The sequence below is a fragment of the Streptomyces sp. NPDC088910 genome, from assembly GCF_044749865.1.
Taxonomy (GTDB): Bacteria; Actinomycetota; Actinomycetes; order Streptomycetales; family Streptomycetaceae; genus Actinacidiphila.
In genome coordinates this window covers 14,024-38,910 of sequence record NZ_JBIVIV010000006.1, presented here as the reverse complement: position 1 = coordinate 38,910, position 24,887 = coordinate 14,024, and the positions used below count along the sequence as shown (strand labels likewise).

Below are 24,887 nucleotides of genomic sequence, written 5' to 3'. Positions count from 1 at the left end.
GCCCAAAACCGTTTTCTGACGACCCGACCGAGGAGTCCGGCAATGTCGGCATCACCCCCCACCCGACGCATACGCCCCCTCGCGCTGCTGGCCGCCGCAGGACTGCTGCTGTGCGGCTGGCTGCAACAGACCGCGTCCCCGCAAGCCACCGCGAGCAGGCTCGACACCGCCTCGGTGGCGGCCACCGCCACCTTCACCGACGACTTCAACGGCCCCGCGGGAAGCGCGGTCGACAGCTCCAAGTGGGGCTACGAGACCGGTGACAACGTCAACAACCACGAGCGCCAGTACTACACCAGCGGTACCCACAACGCGGCGCTCGACGGCCAGGGCAACCTCGTCATCACCGCCCGCAAGGAGAATCCGGCCAACTACCAGTGCTGGTACGGGTCCTGCCAGTACACCTCCGCGCGGCTGTCCACCCCGCAGAAGTTCACCCAGACGTACGGCCACTTCGAGACCCGGATGAAGCTGCCGCGCGGCCAGGGCATGTGGCCCGCCTTCTGGATGCTCGGCAACGACATCGGCTCGGTCGGCTGGCCCAACAGCGGCGAGATCGACATCATGGAGAACGTCGGCTTCGAGCCCGGCAGCGTGCACGGCACCATCCACGGCCCCGGCTACTCCGGTTCGGCCGGCATCGGCGCCGGATACACCCTCCCCGGCGGGCAGAGCTTCTCCGACGCCTTCCACACCTTCGCCATCGACTGGGCGCCGAACTCCATCAAGTGGTCCGTGGACGGCAACGTCTACCAGACCCGTACGTCCGCCGACCTCGGCGGCAACCGCTGGGTGTTCGACCACCCCTTCTACCTGCTGCTCAACCTCGCGGTCGGCGGCTACTGGCCCGGCGACCCGAACTCCAGCACCACTTTCCCGCAGCAGCTCGTCGTGGACTACGTGCACGTCACCACCAGCGACAGCTCGGGACCGGGCACCGGCACGGGACACGCCATCACCGGCCTCGGCGGCAAGTGCGTCGACGTGGCCTCGGGCAGCAGCGCCAACGGCGCCGCCGTGCAGCTCTACGACTGCAACGGCTCGGCCGCGCAGTCCTGGACGGTCGGTTCCGACGGCACCATCCGCGCCCTCGGCAAGTGCATGGACATCACCGCGGCCGGGACCGCCAACGGCACACCGATCCAGCTCTACGACTGCAACGGCACCAACGCGCAGAAGTGGACCGTGAGCGCCGCCCACGACATCGTCAACCCGGCCTCCAACAGATGCCTGGACGCCTCCGGCAACAGCTCCGCCAACGGCACCCGGCTCCAGATCTGGGACTGCGCGGGCACCGCCAACCAGAAGTGGACCGTGACCGGCTGATGAGAGGGATCCGGCAGATGCGAAAGACCACCACGCTCCTGGCCACCGCCGCGCTCGCCGCGGGAGCCCTGACCGCCCTCGGGATCAGCCAGGCGTCCGGCGCCGACGCCACCGGCGCCGTCACCGGCTACGGCGGCAAGTGCGTCGACGTGGCCTCGGGCAGCAACGCCAACGGGGCCGCCGTGCAGCTCTACGACTGCAACGGCAGCGCCGCCCAGGCGTGGACCGTCTCCTCCGACGGCACCCTGCGCGCCCTCGGCAAGTGCATGGACGTGACCGCCGCGGGCACCGCCAACGGCACCCAGATCCAGCTCTACGACTGCAACGGCACCAACGCCCAGAAGTGGACGTCGAGCAACGGCACGCTGGTCAACGCCGGTTCAGGCCGCTGTCTGGACGCGACCGGCCCCAGCTCCGCCAACGGCACCCGGCTCCAGATCTGGGACTGCGCGGGCTCCGCCAACCAGAAGTGGACGCTACCCACCGGCGGCGGCACCCCGCCGACCACCCCGCCGCCGTCCGGCGGCACCGGCGTCCAGGCCGTCGCGCCGTACCTCTACAACGGCTGGGGCAACCCGCCGGACCCGACGACGATCATGAACGCGACCGGCGTCAAGTGGTTCACGCTCGCCTTCGTGCTCAGCAACGGCACCTGCAACCCGCAGTGGGACGGCGGCCGGGCGCTGACCGGCGGCGTCGACCAGAACACCATCAACAAGATCAGGGCGGCGGGCGGCGACGTCGTTCCGTCCTTCGGCGGCTACAGCGGCAACAAGCTGGAAGAGTCCTGCACCAGCGCGAGCGCGCTCGCGGGCGCCTACCAGAAGGTCATCAACGCCTACGGCCTCAAGGCCATCGACATCGACATCGAGGCCAGCGCCTACAGCAACGGCACCGTCCAGCAGCGCACGGTCGACGCGCTCAAGACCATCAAGGCCAACAACCCCGGCATCGTCGAGTACGTCACCATCGGCACCGGCCAGAGCGGCCCCGACACCGGCCTGATCAACAAGGCCGCCGCCTCCGGGCTGACCGTCGACAGTTGGACGATCATGCCGTTCGACTTCGGCGGCGCGGGCCAGAACATGGGCAACCTCACCACCAAGGCCACCGACGGCCTGAAGAACGCCCTCAAGAACGCGTACGGCTACACCGACGACCAGGCGTACCGGCACAGCGGCATCTCGTCGATGAACGGCATCACCGACAACAGCGAGACCGTCACCGTCGCCGACTTCCGCACGATCCTCGCCTACGCCCAGCAGCACCACCTGGCCCGGCTGACCTTCTGGTCCGCCAACCGGGACCGGCCCTGCCCCGGCGGCTACCCGAACGACGACACCTGCTCCGGCGTCTCCCAGCAGGCGTGGGACTTCACCCGCACCTTCGCGCAGTACGGCGGGTGACACCGCCCGAGTGACCCGGGTGGCACCCCCGCCGCGACGGCGGGGGCGCCACCCCCCGATGGCTCTCCGCTCCCCGGCCGTGTAGGCATGGTTCCCGCGATGCACCATGCGACGGCCGGGGAGCGGAGGCATGTTCCGATGACAGATCCGATGCCGCACACGAACGGCCCGGAGGCGAGCGGCGGCCCCGGTTCAGGGCCCGGCCCCGGCCCCGGCCGCGTCATGGTCGTGGACGACGACGCGGCGATCCGCCGCTCACTCGGCCGCGCCCTGCGGCTGCGCGGCTTCGCCGTCACCGAGGCCGACGGCGGCGCCGCCGCGCTCGACCTGCTGAGCCGTACCCCGCCCGACATCCTCGTCCTGGACATATCGATGCCCGACGTGGACGGCATCGAGGTCTGCCGGACCCTGCGGGCCGGCGGCGACGACCTGCCGGTGCTGGTGCTCTCCGCGCTCGACGAGGTCGCCGACCGGGTCGCGGGACTCCAGGCGGGCGCCGACGACTACCTCGTCAAACCCTTCGCACTCGAAGAACTCGTCCTGCGGCTGCACGCCCTGCTGCGCCGCCGGCCGCCGCGCCCCGACGGCCAGGTCCGCGCCTGCGGCCTCGTCCTCGACCCGGCCGCCCGCACCGCCGCCCGCGAGGGCCGGGCGCTGGAGCTGACCCGCAGGGAGTTCGAACTCCTGGAGATCCTCGCCCGCAACGCCGGTCTCGTGCTCACCCGCGACCAACTCCTCGACCGGGTCTGGGGATACGACTTCGAGGTCCGCACCGACGCCGTCGACACCTTCGTCAGCTATCTGCGCAAGAAGCTGGAGGCGGGTGGCAGGCCCCGCATCCTGCACACCGTGCGGGGCGTGGGATTCGTCCTGCGGGTCGACGGACGCGAACAGCGGCGAGCCGGGGTACGGGACGGCGCGTCGTGAGGCTGTCCACCCGGATCGCGCTGGCGATCACCGTCCTCGTACCGCTGCTCGTCCTCGCCTCCGGCTGGATCATGGTCCGGCTGGTCGGCCACGACGTCCACGCGCAGGCCGACGCGCACCTGCGGGACCGGGCCGCCGCCGTCCGCACCGACGCCCGCAATCTGCTGCGGGCCATGGCGAACGACCGGTCGGCCGAGGTCGAACAGGCCCGTCAGCGCAAGCTGTTCGCCGCCGCGCTCGACGTCGGCATCCGCGTGACCGGCACCGAGGGCACCGTCACCGAAGGCCCGCAGCCCGCCGACGGCCGGCCGCTGCCCGCCGCGGCGGACGCCGTACGGCCCGTCACCTTCCGTGCGGACGGCAGCAGTTGGCGGGTGCTCGCCGTACCGCTGTCCGTCGTGCGACCCGCCGCGACCGGCACCCTGTGGCTGTTCTCGCCGGACACCGCGGGCCAGGAGCAGATCAGCCGGGTGCGCCGCAGGATCGTCACCGTCGCGCTGCTCACCGCGCCGGTCGCGGGCGCCGCCGCCTGGCTCGCCGTCACCCGCGCGGCGCTCCCGCTGAGGCGGCTCCAGCGCCGCGCCGGGGGCATCGACCCGCGCACCAGCGCCGCCCGCCTCGATCACACGCCGACCCGCGTCACCGAGGTCGACGAACTCGCCCGCACGCTCCAGACCGTCCTCGCGCGCTACGACGAACAGGCCGCCCGTACGGCCGAGGCGCTGGCCACCGCGCGTTCCTTCTCCGCCGCCGCCTCCCACGAACTGCGCAACCCCCTGATGAGCATGCGCATCAACCTCGACGTCCTGGACGGCCGCCCCGAGCCCGACCCCGCGGAACGCGCCGAGATCATCGCCGACCTGCGCGGCGAACACACCAGGCTGCTCGGCCTGTTGGTGATGCTGCGCGCCCTCGCCCAGGGCGACCTGGTCGAGGCCGACGCCTTCGTGCCGGTCGACCTCGCCGACGTGCTGGACGCCGCCGTGGCCGACCTGCGGCGCGAACGCCCCGACGTACGCGTGGAGTTGACCGCGCGGCCGGGCCTGCGCGTGTACGGCTGGCCGCAGGGGCTGCGCTCGGCGGTCGACAATCTGCTGGTCAACGCGGCGGTGCACGGCGCGAGTCGGGACGGGGACGGGCACGGCGGCGGTACGGGGAGCGGAGGCGGGGCGCTGATCGAGGTGACGCTCTCACCGGGGGCCGACCCGGCGGGCCCCTCTGTCGTACTGACCGTGGCCGACCACGGGCCCGGAGTGCCGCCCGCCGCCCGGCGGGAGATCTTCCAGCGCTTCCGCCGCCGCCCCGACAGCCCTGGCTCCGGGCTCGGCCTCGCCCTGGTCGGGCAGCAGATCGCCCTGCACGGCGGGCGGATCACCGTCGGCGACCGGCCGGGCGGTCCCGGCGCGCGCTTCACCGTGGTGCTGCCGCTCGGCGCGTCGGAGCGCCCGCTGCCCGGCGGCCGGGACTGGCTGGCGGGCGCGTCGACGGGGGAGCGGCCGTAGGGCCGCGGACCGCACCGGGCACCGCCTGCCTCGGGTTCCGCGCGGGGTCACCGGTCGGACCGGGCCAGGTACAAGCGCCCCGGTGCGCACGGCAGTTGCGGTCCGGCCGGTCGCCGCGGGCCTGTCACGCGGTCACATGGTTTCCACAAAGACGGTTCCTAACCTCCGGCTCTGACGGGCACCGCGACCGGTGCCGAAACCTTCAGGGAGGAACCCATGCGCCCCACTCGCACCGCCGTGGCGACAGCCGCCGCGCTCGCCGCCCTGCTCGCCGCGGCCGGCACCGCCGTCGCGGACGCCACGAGCCCGTCGGCCGCACCGTCTGCCGACCCGTCCTCGGCACCCGCGGCCGACCCGTCCGCCGCACCGTCGACTGACCCGTCCGCCGGGTCCAGGACACCGAAGGTCCACAAGGCCCCGACCGGGGACGGCGCCCGCGCCCTGTGCAAGCGGGTGCCGAAGATCGACGCCCGTATCGACCGCGCGCTCGCCCGGCTCAACGGCCCCGCCACGGAACGCGGTTCCGTCGCCCGGCTCCAGAAGCGGGTCGACAACGCGAACACGGCCGGTGACACGGCGGTGGCCACGTATCTCAAGGACAAGCTGACCTTCCGCAAGTCGCTGGTGCCGACCCTCAACCGGCGCAGCACGGACCTGGACGCCGTCCGCACCTGGTGCGGGACACAGGACTTCACGGCGAAGGGCGCCACGAAGTGAGCGGCGCCGCTTCGCGAAAGGGCGGCCGTACGCGGGCCGGTGCCGTGCTGGCCGCCTGCGCGATCGCCGGGACACTGGTGACCGGCTGCGGACACTCCGGCCGTACGTCCGCACCGGCGTCGTCGGCGGACACCTCGGCCGCCGTGTCGGCGGGCGCATCCGCGGGCAGCGACTCCTCCGCGCCCTCGGACTCCGAACTCGCCCGTATGCGCAAGCTGGTGGACGACGCGGATTCCGCCGCCGCGACGGCGGAATCCGACGTGGCGGGCGACAAGTGACCCTGCCGCCGGGCTACTTGGCGTCCGCGTAGCACGCCACCGCGTGCGTCTCCAGCGGGAACGGCACCGGGGCGGAGCCGAAGACCAGGCGGCGGGCCTCGTCACCGGCCGCCGTCACCGCCGCCTCGACGGCGGGCGCGAGCTCGGTCGGGGCGTGCACGATCACCTCGTCGTGCTGGAAGAAGACCAGTTGGGGCTCGGGCCCGATCGCGGTCAGCCGGCGGCGCAGCGAGGCCAGCATGGCCAAGGCCCAGTCGGAGGCGCTGGCCTGGATGAGGAAATTGCGCGTGAAGCGGCCCCAGGACCGGGCCGCGCGGCGGTCGGGGGACGCGCCGTCGCCGGGGTCGGCGCTCTCGTCGAGGAACCGGTCGGCGGACGGCGCGGGCGACGTACGGCCCAGCCGCGACCGTACGATCCCGCCCGCCTCGCCCGTTCTGGCCGCGGCCTCCACCAGGGCGAGGGCGGCGGGGAAGCGACGGCGCATCACCGCGAGAAGCTGGCCCGCCTCGCCGCTGGTCTGCCCGTACATCGCGGCGAGCAGCGCGATCTTGGCGCGCGGCCGGTCGCCGCCGAAGGCGTTCCGCGCCAGCGCCGCGTACAGATCGCCCTCCGCGGCAGCCGCCGCGAGCCCGGCGTCACCGGACATCGCGGCCAGCACCCGCGGCTCCAGCTGCCCGGCGTCGGCGACCACCAGTCGGTGGCCGGGGTCGGCGACGACCGCGGAGCGCAGCAGCCGCGGGATTTGAAGGGCGCCGCCGCCACGCGTCGCCCACCGGCCCGACACCACGCCGCCCACCACGTATTCGGCGCGGAAGCGGCCGTCGCGCACCCAGCTCTCGCGCCAGGCCCAGCCGTGCGCGGCGTGGATCCGGGACAGTTCCTTGTAGCGCAGCAGCAGCCCGGCCGCCGGATGCCCGACCTCGCGCAGCTCGTGCGAGCGGGTCGACGTCAGATGCACGCCGACGCGGGCGAAGGCGGGCAGCATCTGGGCGGGGGAGTCGGGGTTGACCGGACGTCCGAGCGCGTCCTGGATACGGGCGGCCAACTCGCCCAGCAGCGCGGGCCGTGCGCCACCCGCGGGGCGCGGGCCGAGCAGCCCGGTCAGCAGCTCGTCGTGCACCTCGGCGCTCCACGGCAGCCCGTCCCGGCCCATCTCGACCGCGGCGAGCGCGCCCGCGGACTCCGCCGCGCACAGCAGCCGGATCCGGTCGGGGTGCTCGCTCGCGGCGATCCGCCGCTGCTGCGCCGTGTGCACCTCGACCAGCGCGGCCAACGGGTCGAGATCCCGCGGGAGATGACGCCGGTCGGCGGCGAACAGCACCGGCTGGTCGTCCGCGCCGGGCTCCGGGGCGTCCTCGGGCTCGGGCAGCCCGTGCAGCCGCGCCCACGCCGCCCCCAGCGACCGGGGCCTGCGGTGCCTGCCCTCCTGCCCGAGCAGCAGCGACTCGACGAGCTTCACGTCATGGCAGCGTGCGGTGCGCACCGACCCCCGGTCGAGCAGCCACGGATACACCTCGTCGGTCGCCGCCCAGACCCAGCGCGGCGCCTGCTCGGCCTCCCGCCGCGCGACCTCAGCGGCCAGGTCCCGTACGACATCGACCTCCCCGACCGCCGTCCCGTCCTCCCCGAGCGCGCACAGCCGCCCGCCCGACCCCACCGGGTCGGGCACGGCGGCGATCCGCGCGACGGCGGCGATGGCTGTACCCACCATCGGAGCCTAGACGCGACCACTGACAATGCCCTGGAGGGCGGGCCCGCGGACGGTGTCGCGCACGGGCCCGGCCGCGTTACCCCGGCGGGCCGACGACACGGCAGCGCAAGGGCCGCGCTCCGGCCGGCGAATCCTTCTCGCCGCGGGCCGGGGGCGCGGCCCCGGATGTCCCTCGCTGTCGCGTCGGTGGCGGGCGGGCCCGTCAGGAGCTCTGCTGGGCCTCCTCGACCGACTTGCGCACCTCGTCCATGTCGAGGGCGCGGGCCTGCGCGATGACGTCCTCCAGGGCGGGCTCGGGCAGCGCTCCCGGCTGCGCGAAGACCGCGACCTTGTCACGGACGATCATCAGGGTCGGGATCGACTGGATCTGGAAGGCCGCGGCCAGCTCGGGCTGCGCCTCCGTGTCGACCTTCGCGAAGACCAGGTCCTGGTGCTTCTCGGACGACTTGTCGTAGACCGGTGCGAACATCCGGCACGGCCCGCACCAGGCGGCCCAGAAGTCGATGAGGACGAAATCGTGCGACGACACGACCTCGTCGAAATTCTCCTTGGTCAGCTCCACAGTGCTCATGCCCCCACAACGGGCGGCGCCCGCCGGAAATTCCTGCCGTCGCCGCGGGTGCTGCGGACCCCGGAGAGTTCACTCATACGAGTGGTGCGGGCGGGGTGTGCAGTGGCGTCCGACCCGTCGGAGTCGTTGGTCGGGCTATGGCAGCAACGCAGTGGATTCCGCAGGACGACGGCGCCGACGGCGCGGGCGACGGTCACCAGCCATGGCGCTATTCCCGTGCCGGAACGGTTCTGCAGAGCACGGAGGCACCGGTCTTCGCGGAACTCGCCGACCAGTGGCGGTCCGCGGGCCGCATGGTGCCGGGCCAGAAGGACACGGAGTGGGCCGAACTGGTCGGCCGCATCCCCCGTCTGACCGGCGTCTGACGACGGTTCCCGGCCCCGGCCCGGACTCCGGCTCCGGCCCAGGCTCCGGCCGAGGCCCGGGTCTCCGCTGAGGGCGGCGTCGGCGGTCATCCGCCCGTGAGAGGCGACCGCGCGCCGTCACGGCAGCGGCTGGGGCGGCGGCGGTCCCTGGTAGGTGCCGCTGGGGCGCATCCGCAGCGGGCGCTCCTGGTACTCCTCCAGGGCGTGCGCGATCCAGCCCGCCGTGCGCGCCACGGAGAAGACCGTCTCGCCCGCCTCCGCGGGCATCGCGGCGGAGACCGAGAGCACCGCGAGGGCCAGGTCGACGTTGGGGTGCAGCGGGGTGTGGCGGGCGGCCGTCGCCGCCAGGTCGCGGGCCGCGGCCAGGGCGTCGGAGGCGGCGGGCACCTGCCCGAGCAGGTGGAAGAGCAGCCGGGCGCGCGGGTCCTCGCCCTGGTAGAGGCGGTGCCCGAGGCCGGGGATCCGCTGACCGGCGCGCAGTTGCTCGGCGACGACGGGACCCGCGCCGCCGCGCTCCAGCACCTCGGCGAGCGTCCGGTGGGCCAGGGCGCTGGCCTGTCCGTGCAGCGGCCCGTCCAGCGCGCCGAGTCCGGCGGACACCACCGCGTAGGGGTGCGCGCGGGCCGAGGCGGCGACCCGCGCGGCCAGCGTCGAGGCGGCCAGGTCGTGGTCGACGAGCAGCGCGAGCGCCGCGTCCAGCACCCGCAGCGACGCCTCGTCGGCGGGCCGCTCGGTCAGCCGCGACCACAGCCGCCAGGCCAGCCCGCCCTCTCCCGAATGCGGCCGGCCGAGCGGCGGCAGCGCGCCGACCAGGGTCGGGATCAGGCTGCGCGCCGTGCCCAGCACGGCCTCCTCCGACAGGTCGAAGCGCAGCGGATCCGCGGTGGCCGCCGCGATGACCGCGACCCGCAGCCGGTCCATCGGACCGCAGCCCGGGGGCAGCGCGTCGCCCGCGCTGCGGGCCGCCTTCAGCAGCGGCTGCGGCGCGGTGAAGCGGACCCCGCGCCGCAGCACCCCGGTCCACAGCCACTCGGCGACCTCCTCGAAGCCGTACGCCGTGGCCAGCCCGGTCGCGTCGACCCCGCGGAAGTAGAGGCCGTCGTCCTCGATCAAAGTGACGCCGGTACGGATACGGACCCAGGCGCCGTTTCCGCCCCCGCCGCCCCCGCCGCCCCCGCCGCCCCCGCTGTCCGAGGGCCCGTCGGCACCGGCCGCCGCGGGCCGTGCGCGCCGGGCCAGGGCCTCGACCTCGTCCGGGTCGAAGGTGCTGCCCCTGCCGCCCTCGGCCCGCCGGCTGGCGAGCAGGCCGCGGCTGACATACGCGTACAGCGTCTCCGGCTTCACGCCGAGCCGCCGGGCGGCCTCCCGGGTGCTGATCCGGTCCGCCGGTTGATCCGTCATGGCCTCACCGTATCCATAGTGCTCAGCTCATTCACATTGATTCAATCAACATTGACAGAGTTTAAATCAATCATGGAGAGTCGAGTCAATACCCAAGGAGGACACGATGCCGACCACCGAGCAGAACGCCCCGATCGACGTACCCCGCGGTCTCAAGGGCGTGATCGTCACCGACACATGCGTCGGCGACGTCCGCGGGCTCGAAGGCTTCTACCACTACCGCGAGTACTCCGCCGTGGAGCTGGCCGAGAGCCGCGGCTTCGAGGACGTCTGGCACCTGATGTTCCACGGCGCGCTGCCCGACGCGGCCGAGCGCGCCGCGTTCACCGTGCGGACCGCCGCCCTGCGGCACCTGCCCGCCGACGTGGCGGACGCGCTCCCGGCCATCGCCCGCGCCAGCGCGCTGTCGGGACCGCTCGCGGGGCTGCGCACCGCGCTGTCGCTGACCGGCGCCTCGGCCGGATTCCGCCCGCTGTACGACCTCACGCCCGACCGCCGCCGCGCCGACGCGCTGGCCGCCTGCGCGGTGGTGCCCACCCTGCTCACCGCGCTGCACCGGCTCGCCCAGGGCCTGGAGCCGGTCGAGCCGCGCGACGACCTGCCGTACGCGGCGAATTACCTCTACATGCTGACCGGCGAGGAGCCGGAGCCGGTACGCGCCCGAGCCGTCGAGCGCTATCTGATCTCGACCGTCGACCACGGCTTCAACGCCTCGACGTTCACCGCCCGCGTGATCGCCTCGACGGGGGCGGACCTGGCCGCGTGTCTGGTGGGCGCGATCGGCGCGCTGTCCGGGCCGCTGCACGGCGGCGCGCCCAGCCGCGCGCTCGACACGCTCGACGCGATCGGCACGCCCGACCGGATCGACGGCTGGCTGCGGGAGCACATCGGGGCGGGCGAGCGGATCATGGGCTTCGGCCACCCCGTGTACCGCACCGAGGACCCGCGCTCGCGGATGCTCAAGGGCATCGCGCAGAGCTTCGGCGGCGACCTGGTGGACTTCGCGGTGCAGGTGGAGGCCCGCGCGGAGGCGCTGCTCGCCGAGCTGAAGCCCGGCCGCGAGCTGCACATCAACGTCGAGTTCTTCGCGGGCGTCGTGATGGAGCTCTGCGGGCTGCCGCGCGAGATGTTCACCCCCACCTTCGCCGCCGCCCGCGTCGTCGGCTGGAGCGCCAACATCCTGGAGCAGGCCGAGGACAGCAAGATCATCCGGCCGTCCGCGCGGTACGTCGGCCCGCCGCCGCCCGTGCCGGTGCCCGCCGCCTGAGCGGACCGGCGGGGGCGGCGGTGCCGTGGTGGAGTGCGCGACGGAACGCGTTGCGGCGTGCCCAAGCGGTGTGCGACATACCAACCAGTCGGTAATATCGGCGGAGCGGACACCGGGACACACCGGCGGACGCCAGGAAAGCACCCGCAGGGTGCGCCCCACCACGCTGAGGAGCCGACGTGCGCGCGATCCAGATCACCGAATTCGGCGGTCCAGAGGTACTGCGGGAGACCGAGCTGCCCGACCCCGTGGCAGGCCCGGGCCAGCTCCTCGTGGACGTCGACTCCGCCGGGATCAACTACGCCGACACGCACACCGTCGAGGACTCCTACCTCTCGCGCTCCACGCTCCCGATGGTCCCCGGCGCCGAGGTGGTCGGCCGCACCGCGGAGGGCCGCCGGGTCGTCGCCCTCACCGACAACGGCGGCTACGCCCAGAAGGCCGTCGTCCAGGAGTACCTGGCCCACGACGTGCCCGACGAGGTCACCGACGGGCAGGCGCTCGCCCTGGTCGTGCAGGGTCTCACCGCCTGGCACCTGCTGCGCACCTCCGGACGCCTGGCCGAGGGTGAGAGCGTCGTGGTGCACGCGGCGGCCGGCGGTACGGGCTCGCTCGCCGTCCAGCTCGCCAAGACCTTCGGCGCGGGCCGGGTGATCGCCACCGCCTCGTCCGAGGACAAGCGGGACCTCGCGCTTGAACTCGGCGCCGACGTCGCCGTCGACTCCGGCCCCGAGAACCTGAAGGACCGTCTCGTCGAGGCGAACGGCGGCAAGAAGGTCGACATCGTGCTGGAGATGACCGGCGGCCCGGTCTTCGACGCCTCGCTCGCCGCGCTCGCGCCGTTCGGCCGCCTCGTCACGTACGGTCTGGCCTCCAGGACGCCCCCGACACCGGTCCAGGCCGCACAGCTCATGGCCCGCTCCCGCGCGGTCGTCGGCTTCTGGCTGACGCACTGCCTCGGCCGTCCGGGGATGTACCGCGAGCCGATGGCCGAGCTGCTGGAGATGACCGCGGCGGGCCGCCTCGTACCCCGGCTCGGCGGGGTCTATCCGCTGTCCGAGGCGGTCAGGGCCCATGAGGAGCTGCGGGCCCGGCAAACCTTCGGCAAATTGGTGCTCGATGTGAGGGCCTGAGCGGAACCGACGGGCTCGTCGTAGTCGTTGAACAGGTGCACACTCGACAACGAGGTACGACGGACCGCCGCCAGTGGTCCGCGCCCCGCATGTCTCGGGAGGGGCCATGGACCGCAACCGCTTCGCGCCCGACCGGGGGCTGACCACGCGCATGGTGGTCACGATGTTCCTGATCGGTCTGCTCTATGTCGTCTTCGTCGGCGCGCTGCTGGCGCTGCTGCGCGGATCCTGGCCGCTGATCCTCGTGATCGCCGGAGTTCTCTTCATCGCGCAGTTCTGGTTCAGCGACCGCATCGCCGCCTTCAGCATGGGCGCCAAGGAGGTCACGCCCGAACAGGCGCCGGAGCTGCACGGCGTCGTGGACCGCATCTGCGCGCTCGCCGACATGCCCAAGCCCAAGGTCGCCATCGCCGATTCCGACGTGCCGAACGCGTTCGCCACCGGTCGCAACAAGAAGAACACCACGGTGTGCGCCACGACCGGGCTGCTGCGCCGCCTGGAGCCGGACGAGCTGGAGGGCGTCATCGCCCACGAGTTGTCCCACGTCGCCCACAAGGACGTCGCGGTCATGACGATCGCCTCCTTCCTCGGCATCCTCGCCGGTGTCATCACCCGGATCGGCCTCTACGGCGGCTTCCGCCGGGCGCGCGACCCCGGCACCGCCGTGCTCGCCGTGGCGATCCCGCTGGTCAGCGCGGTCGTCTACGCCATCAGCTTCCTGCTCACCCGGATGCTGTCGCGCTACCGCGAGCTGTCCGCCGACCGCAGCGCCGCGCTGCTCACCGGCCGCCCCTCCTCGCTGGCCTCCGCGCTCACCAAGGTCACCGGGCAGATCGGCGCGATCCCCACCAAGGACCTCCGCAAGGCGGAGCCCTTCAACGCCTTCTACTTCGCGCCCGCGCTGAGCGCGAAGGGCGGAGGCTCCGCCTTCTCGAAGCTGCTGTCCACCCACCCCTCCCTTGAGCAGCGGCTGGAGCAGCTCAGCCGCATCACCCTCGAACTGGACCGCCACTGATGGGTCTGCTGGACGTCATCCTCGGCCGAAGCAAGCCGGTCAAGCCCGACCTCGATCAGCTCTTCGGCCTCACCTCGGCCGCCATCACCCTCGAAGCGGCGAGCGAGCTGCGGCCCACCGGCCTCGGCTCGGTCTGCTTCGCGGCCGTCGAGGGCGGCGCCTTCGCCGAGATCCAGCAGGACCTGCGGGCCCTGGTCGGCGCGGAGGCCAGCCAGGACTCGTACGGCTACACCTGGCTGCTGGCCCGCAAGGACCCCGCCGAGATGACCGACCTCGTCACCGATCTGCACGCGATCAACTCCGCCCTGGAGGAACGCGGCTTCGGCCCGCAACTGCTCTGCTCGCTGCTCGGTTTCAAGGACCCCGCGGGCCGCTCGGTGGCGCTGGTCTACCTCTACAAGCGCGGCTCCTTCTACCCCTTCGCCCCGCTGCCCGGCGAGAAGCGGGACAACGCGCTGGAACTCCAGGTCAGAGCCCTGGTCACCAATGACCTCCGGCTTGAGGACGACCTGTCGCGCTGGTTCCCCGTCTGGGGCGCGCCGGGCCTGTGACCGCTCCGTACGCCCTGTTTGCGGCGCGCCCGCCCTACGCTGGGTGCTAATCGAACCCTCTGGAAGGCACACACGCATGACGTCTTACGACCCCGCCGCGGTGAAGGTCAGCCCCGAGAAGTGGGTGGCCGACCAGGCCCGCCGCTACGAGGAGTCCAACGGCACCGAGGGCACCGACCTCAACGGCTCGCCCTGCCTGCTCCTCGACTACCAGGGCCGTCGCAGCGGCGCGTGGCTGCGTACCGTACTGATCTACGGCCGGGACGGCGACGACTACCTGATCGTCGCCTCCAAGGGCGGCGCCCCCGAGCACCCCCTGTGGTACCTGAGCGTCCGCGACAACCCCGAGGTCCACCTGCGGGTGCTCGGCGAGCGCTTCGCCGCCCGCGCCGAGACGCTGTCGCCGCAGGACAAGGCCCGGGTGTGGCCGCACCTGCTCGATGTGTACGCGCCGTACGCCGACTACCAGGAGAAGACCGACCGGGACATTCCCGTGGTGCGCCTCCGCCGGATCTGACGACATGTCGATCTGACGATCTGACGACGGGTAAGGGGCGACCACCCGGGTGGTCGCCCCTTACCTGTGCCGCCCGAGGGCTCGGCTCACCGAGCCGCCTCGCGCCGCCGGACGGCGAAGCTCAGGACCGCCAGCGCCAGTTCGAGGCCGAGCAGGAACACCAGCCCCATCCGGAAGGCGTGCGGGTAACCGCCGGGCGCGCCGTCGCCGACCGCGCCGTAGAAGATGATGCCGATCAGGGCGATGCCGAGCGCGCCGCCGATCTGCTGCGTGGTGGCCACCACGCCGGAGGCCGAGCCGACGAGCCGGGGCGGGACGGTGGCCAGCGCGTCGTGGGTGAGCGGGGCGATCACCATGCCCATCCCGACGCCGTCCATGATGAGCCCCGGCACCAGCTCCCACAGGCTGCCGGTGGTCCCGGAGCGGTGCGCCGCCTCCCACAGCAGGCCGAGACCCGCGGCCATCGCCAGCGCTCCGGCCGGGACCGTACGGCCGCCGAGCCTGGCCGCGATGCGGTGCGCGGTGGTCGAGGTCAGCAGGTAGCCGCCGCCGATCGCCAGGAAGACCGTGCCGGAGTGCAGGGCGTTCAGGCCGCGGCCCGCCTGGAGGTACAGGGCGAGGATCAGGAAGAACGAGCCCTGCCCGCTCCAGAAGACGAACTGCGCGAGGGAGCCGGGTCCGAAACCGCGCTGCCGGAACAGGTCCGTGTTCAGCACCGGGTCGCCGCCGCGGCGGCCGAGCCGGTCCTGGTGGCGGACGAAGACGGTGACGAGCACGGCGGACGCGGCCAGGCACAGCCAGGTCCACAGCGGCCAGCCCGCCGCACGCCCCTGGATCAGCGGCAGCACGAGCGCGACGACAGCGGCGGTGGACAGCGCCACGCCGGTGAGGTCCAGCCGGGGCCGTTGCGGCGCCCTCGACTCGGCCAGGGCGCGCGGCACCAGCGCCAGCGCGAGCAGCCCGACCGGGAGGTTGATCAGGAAGCAGGCCCGCCAGCCGAGGCCGAGCACGTCGGCCTTGATCAGCAGACCGCCGATGAGCTGCCCGAAGACCGCGCCGATGCCCATCGTCAGCCCGTACATGCTGAAGGCGCGGGCCTGCGCCTTGCCGGTGTAGGCGGTCTGGAGGATCGACAGCACCTGCGGGCTCATCAGCGCGGCCGACAGGCCCTGGAGGACCCGCGCCGCCACCAGCGTCCCTGCGGTGGGGGCGAATCCGCACGCCGCCGAGGTGGCGGTGAACAGCGCGAGCCCGACGGCGAACATCCGTCTGCGGCCGAAGACGTCACCGAGCCGGCCCGCCGTGATCAGCCCGGTGGCCACGGCCAGGCCGAAGCCCGCCACCACCCACTGGATCGACGCGGTGCCCGCGTGCAGGTCGCTCTGGACGGAGGGGATTGCCACGTTCACGATGAAGATGTCGAGCGCGATCATGAAGGTCGCGGCCAGCAGGAGCAGCAGGCCGAGGTCTGGCCGCTTGCTGACCGGCGAGCCGTCGCGGCTCGCGGGCGGGGACGCGGCGGTGGTGGCCGAGGCCATGACGGAACTCCTGTCGCAGGGGGGACGGATGTCCGGGGCGATGACGGGGTACGGGTGCGGCTCAGTGGTGACGGGGTACGGGGTACGGGCGGGGGCCCTGCGGGGCCCCCGCCCGTACCCGTGGAGCGGCGCTCAGGCGCCGGCCGGGACCTTGTCGAGGAAGCCCTGGACGCTGTGCACCAGGCCGTCCTCGCCGATCGCGGCCACGTCGAAGCCGACCACCAGCGACTCGCCGCCCGCCGGGCCCAGCTTCCACGTGAAGCGGGCGATGTGGTGGTGCGCGTCGACCGGGCCCAGGGTGAACACGAAGCCGGGGAACTGCGCCTGCACGGCGCCGACCACCGCGTCGAAGGCGTCCCGCCCGGTGACGTCGGCCAGCGGGTCGGTGTAGCGGCCGTCGGCGGCGAAGACCTCGTCGATCAGGCGGCGCCGGGCGGCCGGGTCGGTCTCGTTCCAGGCGGCGATGTAGCGCTGGACCAGGTACAGGGTGTCGCTCATGGCTGGTGTCTCCCTACGTTGTCCGGCGCCGGGTGGCGCCGTGTTCTCGCAGGTCAAGACGGTACGGACGGGACCGCGTCCGCGAATCAGTCATCGTTGGGTACTTGTGCGGCCGGTTGTACGTCACGACCGGTCGCCATGACGTACACGCCCCGCGGGCCGGGGTCCGAACCGGCGTCTCGCACCGCCTCCCGTAGGCGTCTCGGCCAAACCGTGGTGACGTTGCGCACCGGCCGTGAGTGCCGGGAGCACCGGCCTGCGGCACCGTCCCCCGGAGCAGCCCGCACGTTCGGCCCCGGTGCGCTGTCCGCGAAGGCGGGACCGCGCACCGGGGGAAGAGGTCACCTCGTGGCGTCGAGCCGGACCTTCAGCGCGTCCAGCGTGTCCGCGATGCGCGGGGAGCCGCAGTGCCGGGACAGCCGGGCCGCCTCGCGGCCCAGCGTGCGCGCGCCCTCCAGGTCACCGGTCAGGGCGCGGGCGGTGGCGGCGCGCGCCGAGTACAGGCAGCGGTCGCGTACGTACGAGGCGTCCTGCATCGCCAGCGCCTGCTCCAACAGGGGCCTGGCCTCGTGCGCGTGGCCCAGGTCGAGCAGCGACTGACCGGTCTGCGCGGCCAGTTCGGCCGCGTCGAACCAGTAGAGCCACGACGGACCCGACTCCCGCTCCGCCAGGTCCAGTTGGCGCTCCGCCTCGGAGACCGCGCGCCGTGAGGCGCCGTCGGCGCCGACCGCGGCGTGCGCCCGGCTCAGCCTGCTGGCGGCCAGCGCCCGGACGGCCGGGGGAGTGCCGCCCGCCGCCCGTACCCCCGCCTCCGCCGCGGCCACCGCGTCCCGAGGCTGACCCGCGATCACCGCGTGCAGCGCGAGGCCGCCCCACAGCGCGACGGCCAGCGGGCGGTCACCCGCGCTGTGGGCGAGCCGCAGACCGGTCAGATAGTGCCGCTGCGCCGCCCCGAGCCGGCCGGTGTCGGTCGCCGCCCAGCCGCCGAGCTGCGCCAGGTCGGCGGCGACCCGCAACAGCCTTGCCCCGTGGGCCCGTTCGTGCTGCCCCCGGTGCAACAGGCCGCGCACCATGCGCAGATCGGCCTCGACGCGGTGCCGTACGGCCGCGCCGCCGAGCCGGTCGTCGAGCTTGCGCAGCCCCAGCACCCCGGCTTCGAGCCAGTCGATCACCGGGCCGTCCACGACGGCCGCGGCCACCGCTTTGTCGACGGCGTCGTCGCGGAACGCGGCCGCGGCGCTCGCCTGTCGCGGCACACGTCCCGAGCGGGTGCCGGGCACCGGTTCGTCCCACCGCTCGGCCATGGCGGCCGACGCCGACCCGCGTCCCGCCGCGGCCGAGGGCGACCCGCGTCCCGCCGCGGCCGAGGGCGAACCCGCCTTCTTGTCCACGGCACGTGAACCCATGGAACCCATCGCGCCCGCCGCGCCGCCCGAGCCCGCGGAACCGGCGGCGCCCGTCGTGCCCTCCGCGCCCGCCGCGTCCCAGTCCGCGATGGCGTCGAGCAGCGCCTGCTCGTCCGCGATGGGGAAGCCGCGCGGGTCGCTCGCGCCGTTGTCGAGCAGCGCGGTGAGCGCGGTGAAACTGCCCTCGACCGTCCACGGCAGCCCGTCCGGCATGCCGCCGTGCGCCGGGAGCCAGCGCGGCCAGGGCCTCAACTCCAGTTCCCTGGAGGGGATTCCGAGCGCGCGGGCCAGCGCGCGCTGGCTGTCGGCCTCCGGCACGACCCCCCAGTGCTCCCAGCGCCAGACCTTCTCGCGGCGGGCCGCCATCGGCACCCCGAGGATCCGCGCGTTGTCGGCTATGACCCGTGCCAGGTCCTGGTAGCTCCACCCGTGTCTTCGCCGTACATAGGCGAGCGGGTGGGTGGAGGCTGCCGCACTCTGTCGTTCCCCCGCGTCCGCACCGCTCACGCTCCCGCCGTCCATGTCACCTGGTCCCCACCGCGCGATGCCGACACACCTTGATCGGCCTCTCGAATATCAGGTGTCCGGCCGATCGCGCAGCCGAACCAGCGCATCCATCCCGATCCGTGTCCCAAACCCCCGTCACCATACGGGACTACAGCGAGACAACAGGTCCGGGCTTGATGCCACCCCGTGCCGACCGGTTGGCTGTGCGTGATCACATGACGTTACGCACGCCGTGGAGGGCTGCCCGCGGATGACCCCACCGCCGCCACCCTTCCGCTTCTCGCGTGGCAAGGACGACGTGGCTTTCGACCCGGCTCTCGGTGACGAGGAGCTGGTCGCGGCTCGTGCTGCCCTGGCCCACGGCCGCTGGGCGGAGACCCGTGACCTGCTGAGCCGTACCGGGGACAACTGGGACCGCCGAGGACATCGGCTGGTCGTCCTCGGCGAGGGCAAGAGCGCCGCCGCCTGGGCGGGCGAGTGGCAACTCGCCGAGCCCGAGAGCACGGACGCCGCCGCGCTGGCCGCGTTCGCGGCCGTCTTCCGCGCGGTCGCGGGCAAGCAGAGCGCCGAGTCGGCGCGCGAACTCTGCCTGCGCGCGGCCCGGATGACCCCGCGCGACCCGTCGCCGTGGCTCGCCCTGCTGGTGCTCGCGCGCCGCACCGGCACCGACGACGAGCAGGTGCGCGCCTTCGACCAGGCGCGCGGCCGGCACCGCGGCCACCACCACGCCCACCACCTGATGACGCAGTGCCTGGCGGAGCGTCAGAAGACCGACGGCGAGGACCCGTTCCACGAGGTGTACGAATTCGCCGAGTGGGCCGCGGACGAGGCGGGACGCGGATCGCCGCTGGCCGTACTGCCGTTGGTCGCGCTGGTGGAGCGCTACCGGGTGCTCGCGTCGGCCGACGTGCTGCCCGACGTCCCCAACGGCCTTCCGTACTGGGTCAGTCCGCGCGCCCGGCAGAGCGTGCGCATGGCCTTCGACTGGTGGCTCGAATGGCAGGGCTACGACCACTCGCGGTTGCTGCTCGACCTGAACTACCTTGCGTACGGCAAATTCCACGCGGGCGACACGGTGGAAGCCGCCGCCCTGTTCAACCGGATCGGGTCGGAGGCGACACGCACCCCGTGGTCGTATCCCGACCGCGACCCGAAGAAGGCGTTCCGCGCGGCGCGCAACTACGCGCTCGGCTTCGGTTCCGCCTAGGCCCCCACAGTCGTACTCGCCCAGCAGGACACGCAGTTGGAACCACGCACGAAGAACCACGCTCGAAGACCGATCCAGTAAGACCCGAACCACGGACCACCGGAAGGACACCGCAGCATGCTGACGGGCAGTACAAGCGAGATCAGCACGTTCAAGGGCGAGCAACGCGCACTGCGCGCGGACCGGATCGGCGCACCGGCCCTCCTGCTCTCGGTCCTCGCCGCGACCGCGCCCCTGATGGTGGTGGCCGGTGTGGTGCCGACCACCTTCGCCACCATGGGTGTCGTCGGGGTGCCGCTGCTGTTCGTCATCGTCGGCCTCGTGCTGATCCTCTTCAGCTTCGGCTACGCCGAGATGAGCCGCCATGTGCACAACGCGGGCGCGCTGTACGCGTACATATCCAGGGGCCTGGGCGGCACCATGGGCGCCTGCGCCTCGTACGTCGCCCTGTTCGCGTACAGCATCATGCAGGTCGGTCTCTACGGGATCTTCGGCTACGAGATCTCCAGCCAGATCGCCCAGCACTGGAACCACAACGTGGCCTGGTGGATCCCGGCGCTCGGCGGAGTCGCGATCACCGCGATCTTCGGCGCGCTGAAGATCGACCTGAACGCCAAGACGCTCGGTGTGCTGCTGCTGGTCGAGACGCTGCTGACCGTCGTCTTCGACATCAGCTTCCTGTCCGACCCCGGCCCGCAGGGCGTCTCGGTGCACGCCTTCGACCCCAGCACGCTCAGCGGCGCGGGTCTGGGCACCGCCCTGTGCTTCACCATCGCCGGCTTCGTCGGCTTCGAACAGGCCCCGGTCTACGCCGAGGAGACCAGCGACGCCCAACGCGTCGTGTCCAAGGTGATGTTCACCGCGATCGGCTTCGCCACTCTCTTCTTCGCCTTCAGCGCCTGGGCGATCACCGTCGGCACCGGCCCCGACCACGTCGTGGGCGCCGCTCAGGAGCAGGGTCCGAACCTGATCTTCTCGCTGAACCAGGCCCGCCTGGGCACCGCGTTCACCGACACCCTGAACATCTTCTTCATCACCGGCATCTTCGCCTCGATGCTGAGCTTCCACAACGTCGTCGCCCGCTACGCGTTCGCGATGGGCCGCGACGGTCTGCTGCCCTCGGCGGTCGGCCGTACCTCGAAGTCCAGCGGCGCCCCCGCCGTCGGCTCCTTCCTCCAGTCGATCGTCGCGCTGGCCGTCGTCGTGGCCTTCGCCGCCACCGACAACGGGAAGTTCGACCCGAAGTTCGGCCCGGACCCGACGGCCCCCGTGCTGCGCATGTTCACCTGGGCGGGCAACGTCGGCGCGCTCGGCATCGTGCTGCTGATGGCCACCGCGGCCATCGCCGTCATCGCCTTCTTCGTCAAGCGCGGCGCCGCCGGTGTGCAGGCATGGCGGCTGGTCACCTCGGCCGTCGCCGCTCTCGGGCTGCTGACCATCGCCGTCTACTCGGTGAAGGACTTCTCGGTGCTGCTGGGCGCCAACCCCGGCCACGGGCTGCGCTGGCTGCTGCCCGGCATCATCGCTCTGGCCGCCGCCATCGGACTGGTCTACGGTCTGATACTGCGCGCCAAGCGGCCCGAGGTGCACGCCAGGATCGGCCAGGGCAACGAGGCGTTCCAACTGGAGAAGGCCGCCGCGCAAGCGTCCTCCTGACCATCTCGCCAGGTCTCACCGCGACGGCCCGCCACACCCCACAGGGTGCGGCGGGCCGCCCGTTTTTTCCGGACCCATGTCCCGAACTCCCCGTCCCCGCAGCGTTCTTGTTCCGCCGTCAGGAGGCCCCATGACCGCGTCGGCCGCCACCACCACTCCGCATCCGCTCGACCCGCTGACCGCCGACGAGATCGACACGGCCCGCGCCGTACTGGAGGCGGAGGGCCTGGTGTCCGACGCCACCCGCTTCCCGCTCGTCCTGCCCGACGAGCCCGACCGGCACGCCGCGCTCGCCCATCGCGACGGCGACGCCTTCACCCGCCGGGTACGTGTCACGCTGCTCGACTCCGCCACCGGCCGCGCCGCCGAGGCCCTGGTCGACGTCACCTCGCGCCTGCTGCTCGCCCACCGCGACCTGGACCCGGCCGCCGACGGCCAACCGCCGCTGCTGTTCGAGGAGTACGAGACCTGCGACGAGATCGTCAAGGCCGACCCCGCCTGGCGCGCGGCGATGGCCGAGCGCGGCGTCACCGACACCTCGCTGGTGATCGCGGCGCCGCTGGCCGCGGGCAACTTCGGCATCGCCTCCGAGACCGGCCGCCGCATGCTGCGCTCGCTGACCTTCCTGCGCTGCGACGAGAGCGACAACCCGTTCGCCCACCCGGTCGGCGGCCTGGTCGCGGAGGTCGACCTGATCGAGCGGCGCGTCGTACGCCTCATCGACACCGGCGCCGTCCCCACGCCCACCCAATGCGGGCGCTACGAGGCCGAGTTCAACGGACCGGCCCGCACCGACCTGCGCCCGCTGGAGATCGGCCAGCCGGAGGGGCCGTCCTTCACGCTCGAAGGCCCGGTGCTGAGCTGGCAGAACTGGCGGCTGCGGCTGGACTTCAACGCCCGCGAGGGCCTGGTGCTGCACCGGATCACCCACCGCGACGGCGACCGCGACCGGCTCGTCCTGCACCGCGCCTCGATCGCCGAGATGGCCGTGCCGTACGCGGAGCCCGACGCGGCCCGCAACTGGGTCTGCTACCTGGACGCGGGCGAGTACCTGCTCGGCCGCAACGCCAACGCGCTGCGCCTGGGCTGCGACTGCCTCGGCGAGATCGCGTACGTGGACGCCGTGCTGGCCGACGACCTCGGCCGCCCCGAGACGCTGAGCAACGCGATCTGCGTCCACGAGGAGGACGCGGGGCTGCTGTGGAAGCACACCAACATCTTCGACAACTTCGCGGTGGACAGCCGCCGTTCGCGCCGCCTGGTGATCTCGTACATCGCCACCCTCGGCAACTACGACTACGGCTTCTACTGGTATCTCCACCAGGACGGCACGATCGCCTTCGAGGCCAAGGCCACCGGGCTCGTGCAGACGTCGGCCGCCGTGCCGGGGGAGAGCTCGCAGCACGCCACCGAGATCGCGCCGGGGCTGCTCGCGCCGTACCACCAGCATCTGTTCTGCGCCCGGCTCGACGTGGCGGTGGACGGCCCGGCCAACACCGTCGAGGAAGTGGACGTCGTACGGCTGCCGATGGGCCCGGACAATCCGAACGGCAACGCCTTCACCACGCGCGCCACCGTGGTGGCCGACAGCGGTGACGCGGGCCGGGTCGCCGACCCGGCGGCCGGGCGGCGCTGGCGGATCAGCAACCCCGGCTCGCTCAACCGGATGGGCCGCCCGGTCGCGTACACCCTGCTGCCCGACGCGGGACCGACGCTGCTCGCGCAGCCCGGCTCACCGGTCGCGGAGCGCGTCACGTACGCGACCAAGCACCTGTGGGTGACCCGCTACCGCCCCGAGCGGCACTATCCGGACGGCGACTACCCCAACCAGCACCGGGGCGGGGCCGGTGTCGGTCAGTGGTCGCGGCCGGGCGAGGCGCTGGAGGACACCGACCTCACGCTGTGGCACTCCTTCGGGCCGACGCATCTGCCGCGCCTGGAGGACTGGCCGGTGATGCCGGTGGACACCTGCGGTTTCACGCTGAGACCGACCGGCTTCTTCGACCGCAACCCCACGCTCGACCTGCCCCGGGAGAGCGGACGCGGCTCCGGCGGCCACTGCCACCTGTGACGCCGCACGCGACGGCGACCGCCGACGGCGGGACCAGCGGCGGGACCGGAGACGGAACCGAAGACGGGACCGGAGACGGAACCGAAGGCGAGTGAACCGCCTGAGCGAGCGCTCAGTCAGCTCTTGCCAAGACTGGAACACGTTCCTAGCATCATTGATGTGACATCAGAATTGTCAAACCGGGGCGCGGCGCCCGACGGCCCGCTGGCGGGCGTGCGTGTCGTCGAACTGGCCGGGATCGGTCCGGGACCGTTCGCCGCGATGCTCCTCGCCGACCTCGGCGCCGATGTCGTACGGGTGGACCGGCCGGGCGGCGCGGGCCTCGGCGTCGCGCCCGAGCACGACCTCACCAACCGCAACAAGCGCTCGGTGCTGGTCGACCTCAAGGCGGACCGGGGACCCGCGACCGTACTCGACCTGGCCGACCGCGCCGACATCCTCATCGAGGGCTACCGGCCGGGCGTCGCCGAGCGGCTGGGCGTCGGCCCCGACGCGTGCCTGGCCCGCAATCCGCGGCTCGTCTACGGCCGGATGACCGGCTGGGGCCAGAGCGGCCCGCTCGCCGACACCGCGGGACACGACATCGCCTACCTCGCCGTGACCGGCGCGCTCGGCATGACGGGACCGGCCGACGGACCGCCGGTCGCGCCCGCCAACCTCCTCGGCGACTACGCGGGCGGCTCCCTCTACCTGGTCACCGGCGTCCTCGCCGCCCTCCACCACGCCCGCGCGCACGGCGAGGGACAGGTCGTGGACGCCGCGATCGTCGACGGCGTCGCGCACCTCACCACGATGATCCACGCCATCCTCGCCACCGGCCGCTGGCAGGACAGGCGCGGCGCCAACCTCCTGGACGGCGGCACCCCCTTCTACGGCGTCTACGAGACCTCCGACGGCCGGTACATGGCGGTCGGCGCCCTGGAACAGCGCTTCTACGACGAATTCGTCCGGCTGCTGGAACTGGCGCCGCAGGACGCGGCCCTGCGCACGGAACCCGGCCGCTGGCACGACCTGCGCGCCGCCCTCGCGGCCCGCTTCCGCACCCGCACCCGCGACGAGTGGACACGCGTCTTCGACGGGACGGACGCGTGCGTGGCGCCCGTACTCTCGTTGGGTGAGGCCCCGCACCACCCGCACCTGGCCGCCCGCGGCACCTTCACCGAGGCCGCCGGGACCGTGCAGCCCGCGCCCGCGCCGCGCCTGTCCGCGACACCGGGCACCCTGCGCCGGCCGCCCGCGCCGCCCGGCGCGCACACCGCGGAGGTCGCCCGCGACTGGGACGCCCCCGCACTGCTGGACTGAGACCCGTACGGCAGC

22 protein-coding genes are annotated in these 24,887 nt (G+C 73.0%); 16 read left to right on the top strand and 6 right to left on the bottom strand.

The window, feature by feature from the left end:
- Positions 1-42 precede the first annotated feature (42 nt).
- The 6 genes from ACIP4Z_RS15575 to ACIP4Z_RS15550 all read left to right on the top strand — a co-directional run bounded on the left by ACIP4Z_RS15575 (position 43) and on the right by ACIP4Z_RS15550 (position 6,156).
- Complete coding sequence (locus ACIP4Z_RS15575; RefSeq protein ID WP_355346746.1) at positions 43-1,326, top strand: RICIN domain-containing protein; 1,284 nt, start codon at positions 43-45, stop codon at positions 1,324-1,326.
- Positions 1,327-1,343: 17 nt separating this feature from the next.
- Positions 1,344-2,732, top strand: a complete 1,389-nt coding sequence (locus ACIP4Z_RS15570) for a ricin-type beta-trefoil lectin domain protein (protein WP_355346743.1) — start codon at positions 1,344-1,346, stop codon at positions 2,730-2,732.
- 222 nt (positions 2,733-2,954) lie between these two features.
- Entirely contained in the window at positions 2,955-3,659 is a 705-nt protein-coding gene (locus ACIP4Z_RS15565) for a response regulator transcription factor (RefSeq protein WP_401308896.1), read from the top strand.
- Positions 3,656-5,161: a sensor histidine kinase gene (locus ACIP4Z_RS15560; RefSeq protein ID WP_401308235.1), complete on the top strand. Its 1,506-nt coding sequence runs from the start codon at positions 3,656-3,658 to the stop codon at positions 5,159-5,161. Before ACIP4Z_RS15565 ends, ACIP4Z_RS15560 begins: the two co-directional genes overlap by 4 nt.
- Before the next feature lie 216 nt (positions 5,162-5,377).
- On the top strand, positions 5,378-5,878 hold the full coding sequence (locus tag ACIP4Z_RS15555; protein ID WP_401308232.1) for a hypothetical protein: 501 nt from the start codon (positions 5,378-5,380) through the stop codon (positions 5,876-5,878).
- Positions 5,875-6,156, top strand: a complete 282-nt coding sequence (locus ACIP4Z_RS15550) for a hypothetical protein (protein ID WP_401308229.1) — start codon at positions 5,875-5,877, stop codon at positions 6,154-6,156. Before ACIP4Z_RS15555 ends, ACIP4Z_RS15550 begins: the two co-directional genes overlap by 4 nt.
- 13 nt (positions 6,157-6,169) lie before the next feature.
- Here the strand turns inward: ACIP4Z_RS15550 and ACIP4Z_RS15545 are convergent, their stop codons facing one another.
- Complete coding sequence (locus ACIP4Z_RS15545; protein WP_401308226.1) at positions 6,170-7,867, bottom strand: bifunctional 3'-5' exonuclease/DNA polymerase; 1,698 nt, start codon at positions 7,865-7,867, stop codon at positions 6,170-6,172.
- Between the two features lie 202 nt (positions 7,868-8,069).
- Complete coding sequence (gene trxA, locus ACIP4Z_RS15540) at positions 8,070-8,438, bottom strand: thioredoxin (protein ID WP_355346728.1); 369 nt, start codon at positions 8,436-8,438, stop codon at positions 8,070-8,072.
- A gap of 137 nt (positions 8,439-8,575) precedes the next feature.
- Between trxA and ACIP4Z_RS15535 the strand changes: the two genes are divergently transcribed.
- Positions 8,576-8,803: a hypothetical protein gene (locus ACIP4Z_RS15535; protein ID WP_355346725.1), complete on the top strand. Its 228-nt coding sequence runs from the start codon at positions 8,576-8,578 to the stop codon at positions 8,801-8,803.
- A gap of 117 nt (positions 8,804-8,920) precedes the next feature.
- On the opposite strand, the gene ACIP4Z_RS15530 is transcribed toward ACIP4Z_RS15535, so the two are convergent.
- Entirely contained in the window at positions 8,921-10,204 is a 1,284-nt protein-coding gene (locus ACIP4Z_RS15530) for a citrate/2-methylcitrate synthase (RefSeq protein ID WP_401308221.1), read from the bottom strand.
- A gap of 106 nt (positions 10,205-10,310) precedes the next feature.
- On the opposite strand from ACIP4Z_RS15530, the gene ACIP4Z_RS15525 reads away from it, so the two are divergent.
- From ACIP4Z_RS15525 to ACIP4Z_RS15505, 5 genes are all read left to right on the top strand, one after another.
- A complete protein-coding gene (locus ACIP4Z_RS15525; RefSeq protein ID WP_401308218.1) occupies positions 10,311-11,471 on the top strand; it encodes a citrate synthase/methylcitrate synthase in 1,161 nt (386 codons plus the stop codon).
- Between the two features lie 179 nt (positions 11,472-11,650).
- Positions 11,651-12,604, top strand: a complete 954-nt coding sequence (locus ACIP4Z_RS15520) for a zinc-binding dehydrogenase (protein ID WP_391045734.1) — start codon at positions 11,651-11,653, stop codon at positions 12,602-12,604.
- Between the two features lie 106 nt (positions 12,605-12,710).
- On the top strand, positions 12,711-13,619 hold the full coding sequence (gene htpX / locus ACIP4Z_RS15515) for a zinc metalloprotease HtpX (RefSeq protein ID WP_355346713.1): 909 nt from the start codon (positions 12,711-12,713) through the stop codon (positions 13,617-13,619).
- Positions 13,619-14,170, top strand: coding sequence for a hypothetical protein (locus tag ACIP4Z_RS15510; RefSeq protein ID WP_355346710.1), 552 nt, complete (start codon positions 13,619-13,621; stop codon positions 14,168-14,170). Before htpX ends, ACIP4Z_RS15510 begins: the two co-directional genes overlap by 1 nt.
- Positions 14,171-14,246: 76 nt before the next feature.
- Positions 14,247-14,687 carry a nitroreductase family deazaflavin-dependent oxidoreductase gene (locus ACIP4Z_RS15505; protein WP_355346707.1) on the top strand — a complete coding sequence of 147 codons (441 nt, stop codon included), beginning with the start codon at positions 14,247-14,249 and terminating at the stop codon, positions 14,685-14,687.
- Between the two features lie 86 nt (positions 14,688-14,773).
- Here the strand turns inward: ACIP4Z_RS15505 and ACIP4Z_RS15500 are convergent, their stop codons facing one another.
- The 3 genes from ACIP4Z_RS15500 to ACIP4Z_RS15490 form a co-directional block, all read right to left on the bottom strand.
- Positions 14,774-16,225 (bottom strand): MFS transporter, encoded by a 1,452-nt coding sequence (locus ACIP4Z_RS15500; protein ID WP_401308212.1) that lies wholly within the window; start codon positions 16,223-16,225, stop codon positions 14,774-14,776.
- A 132-nt stretch (positions 16,226-16,357) separates the two neighbouring features.
- A complete protein-coding gene (locus ACIP4Z_RS15495) occupies positions 16,358-16,723 on the bottom strand; it encodes a nuclear transport factor 2 family protein (protein ID WP_401308209.1) in 366 nt (121 codons plus the stop codon).
- Between the two features lie 341 nt (positions 16,724-17,064).
- Positions 17,065-18,636 carry a hypothetical protein gene (locus ACIP4Z_RS15490; RefSeq protein WP_401308206.1) on the bottom strand — a complete coding sequence of 524 codons (1,572 nt, stop codon included), beginning with the start codon at positions 18,634-18,636 and terminating at the stop codon, positions 17,065-17,067.
- Between the two features lie 250 nt (positions 18,637-18,886).
- Here ACIP4Z_RS15490 and ACIP4Z_RS15485 point away from each other — a divergent pair, with 250 nt between their 5' ends.
- The 4 genes from ACIP4Z_RS15485 (at position 18,887) to ACIP4Z_RS15470 (ending at position 24,872) form a co-directional block, all read left to right on the top strand.
- The gene (locus ACIP4Z_RS15485) at positions 18,887-19,843 is read left to right on the top strand and encodes a hypothetical protein (RefSeq protein ID WP_355346695.1); all 957 of its coding nucleotides are present in this window, start codon (positions 18,887-18,889) and stop codon (positions 19,841-19,843) included.
- A 117-nt stretch (positions 19,844-19,960) separates the two neighbouring features.
- Entirely contained in the window at positions 19,961-21,499 is a 1,539-nt protein-coding gene (locus ACIP4Z_RS15480; protein WP_355346692.1) for an APC family permease, read from the top strand.
- 130 nt (positions 21,500-21,629) lie between these two features.
- Positions 21,630-23,570, top strand: coding sequence for a primary-amine oxidase (locus tag ACIP4Z_RS15475; protein ID WP_401308202.1), 1,941 nt, complete (start codon positions 21,630-21,632; stop codon positions 23,568-23,570).
- Between the two features lie 159 nt (positions 23,571-23,729).
- Complete coding sequence (locus ACIP4Z_RS15470; RefSeq protein WP_401308199.1) at positions 23,730-24,872, top strand: CaiB/BaiF CoA transferase family protein; 1,143 nt, start codon at positions 23,730-23,732, stop codon at positions 24,870-24,872.
- The last annotated feature ends 15 nt before the right edge of the window (positions 24,873-24,887 follow it).